The sequence below is a fragment of the Salinivibrio sp. AR640 genome (assembly GCF_001995405.1).
In the GTDB taxonomy this organism is placed as follows: domain Bacteria; phylum Pseudomonadota; class Gammaproteobacteria; order Enterobacterales; family Vibrionaceae; genus Salinivibrio; species Salinivibrio costicola.
This window is the reverse complement of the sequence record NZ_MUFD01000050.1, coordinates 1-2,719: the sequence shown is the minus strand read 5'-3', so window position 1 is coordinate 2,719 and position 2,719 is coordinate 1. Positions and strand designations below refer to the sequence as shown.

Genomic DNA, 2,719 nt, shown 5'->3' with positions numbered 1-2,719 from the left:
AGCAGATTCAATGCACTTTTCTATTTCTTCACTATCAAAGTCAACGTTTACCTTTAAGGACTCATTAACTTTCATATCAGTATTATAGAATTCTAAATCGGTAACAACCGGAGCTAAACCTAAATAAATACATTCAATTACTGATAAGGGTGTACCGTCCATCGTAGGTAGTGAAAGAAAAATATTACAATCCAAAAGACTACTATAAAATTGCTCTTGTGTAACAAATCCAACAACTTCGATATTAGAAAATCTTTCAGCATGTGTGCGAATTCTATTATCTATTTTAGGGTCATTTGACTTTCCAAACAACTTTAAAGTAAATCTTTTTTCGTCTAAATTACTCCAGATATCAAGCAATTTTTCAATTTGATATAGAGAATCCCAATTTCTAATCGATGCAACAACGATTTTATGTGGATTAATATCATTCTGACGAGAACACCTCCTTAACATGCCATCAAGTCTTGATGTGTCAATTCCATATTGAAAAGTACGCACTTTATCTATATCAACCCCCCATGAAGATATTTTATTCGTCATATGCTGCGCAGGAGAATTTATTACGTTATATCTCTTCATTGCCATACAGCCAATAAAACGAAATAATTTGCGGCTTGTCATTTTTCCATTTATATCAGTACCCCATAGCGAAAGTATCTTACTGCCCGGTAGAAAACTAGATAATATTCCATATGATGATAAAAAATGAACATGTATTAAATCGGGTCTAAACCTTAGATAGTAGTACATTAATATAAAAGGAAATAAAAAAAAGCTAATTATTTGGTTTATAAAAAACACCTGCTTAACATTTCTTTTTTGTTCATGATCGTTTGACTTATGGCAAGTGACAATTAAATAATCGTAATCTTGGTTGTCGCCCAACCAATTTTGTATGTGCCCACTAACCCATGGACCAACTATTAAGACTCTATTTTTCATTTCTTCAACTTACATTTAACTTTAATCAGGCTCAAAAGCATAAAATCAGGAATACAACACTTAGCTAAGATCGATAACTTTGAGCTAAAACTCAATAAATTCAAATATCTTAAAGCCGCGCGCTTATTGCGATTTACGATACAAGAGTTTGAAACAGTATACCAATAATTACTATAATCACTATGCACACTATTACTGCACAATCTATACTTTAAAAGTCTTTCATTTAGAAAATAAAAATTAACACCTCGACTTCTAAATCTCAGCCATAGGTCTTTATCCTCATAGCAATCGTCTAGATGCTGGTAACTGCCAAATTCATCTACTAGGGATTTTTTAAACATTACAGTGGGATGATATATAGTATTATACCATTCTATACGGCTTGTAATTTCCTCAGTTTGAGAACCGACCCAAGCATCACAGACATATCTCCCATTATCATCAATTAACTCTGCACCGGTAAAAACAAAATCTAATGCAGGGTCAAGTTTAAACTCTTTAACTTGCTTCTCAATTCTATTAGGGTTGYAAATATCATCAGCATCCGTTCGGCAAATTAGTTCGCCTTTTGCAATACTAATAGCTTCATTTAAAGAATAAACTAATCCCTTATTAGATCTGGATATCAATTTAATTCTAGGATCATGGTAAGATTTAATAATGTCGAGCGTTTTGTCCTGAGAGCCATCATTAACAATGATAATTTCAATCTTGTCATACGATTGGTCGATGATTGACTTTAGAGCCTCATCAATATATTTATCAGCGTTATAAGCTGATATAATTACAGATACTAAGGGCTTATATGAACTCATTATACTTTCTCGAAACTAATTTTTGTTTAGCTTTAACAATTATAGCGATAGCCTTGAAAAAAATATTTCTTTCATATCTTTCCCACTTAGTTGCAGTTTCTTTTAGCTCATTTCGACCAGTCATGACATATAAAGCCTTGAGTTGATTTATATGGAGCCTATGATAAAAAGGACTACAAATTATTTTTTCATTGTCGTACATACTCCAATATCCATTATCATAAAAATGTAGCGAATTAATAAGCGTATCTAAGTTTTTAGCTATTAGCTCAGACAGTTCATTACTTGGGTCTACATACTGTAAATCATACAGCCCCCATAGTGTAAATATCCAGCCATTAAGTATAACGCTTCCATTATTATTAGGCATTTCTGAATAAGCGAAGCCGTAGTCAAATTTAATTGTTATTTTATATTCGCTCTCTTCAAATAAACACCGAGATGCTAATCTTGCTGCTTCTAGATACGCTTCAACTTTAGTCAATTTAAAAGCCCGACAAAAACAAGAAACTATTTGACCTTGCGTCATTGATGAATAGTTATTGATAACGTCGCGATCTTGTTTATGCCAAGTTTCAACTAAGCCGTTTTCATCCATTAATGAAATGAGAAAGTTACAGTACCCTAAAAAATCATCCTTATCTTTCTTGTTTTTGTTTTTGTTTTTGTTTTTCAAATATAAGTCATGATGCCCAAGAGCCTTCTGCGCTATTGCAATAGGGAAGTAAATCAAATCACCTGAAGTCAGTCTATTCTTTATTATACCCTCATCATCTACATAACCCTGCCAGTTGGTTTTCTCGGTTAAGTCAGAAGGATAGCCCCTTAAAGAAAGTGGAGACAACTCGGCCCCAACGCCCTGTTCCATATGGAATTGGCTTTTACCAATAAACATAAGAAACCATCGTCTAAACATTTTAAGATAATACATCTTATTTTCGCCCACGTAACTGTTG

General features: G+C 33.0%; 3 protein-coding genes. All 3 read right to left on the bottom strand.

Going from position 1 to position 2,719, the window contains the following annotated elements; genetic code table 11:
* Positions 1-945 (bottom strand): glycosyltransferase (locus BZG75_RS15055; RefSeq protein ID WP_131825153.1); only part of this gene is annotated, 945 nt, incomplete at its 3' end.
* Positions 942-1,763: a glycosyltransferase gene (locus tag BZG75_RS15050; protein WP_077577414.1), complete on the bottom strand. Its 822-nt coding sequence runs from the start codon at positions 1,761-1,763 to the stop codon at positions 942-944. The genes BZG75_RS15055 and BZG75_RS15050, both read right to left, overlap by 4 nt.
* Positions 1,750-2,719 (bottom strand): D-glucuronyl C5-epimerase family protein (locus BZG75_RS15045; protein ID WP_077577413.1); only part of this gene is annotated, 970 nt, incomplete at its 5' end. The genes BZG75_RS15050 and BZG75_RS15045, both read right to left, overlap by 14 nt.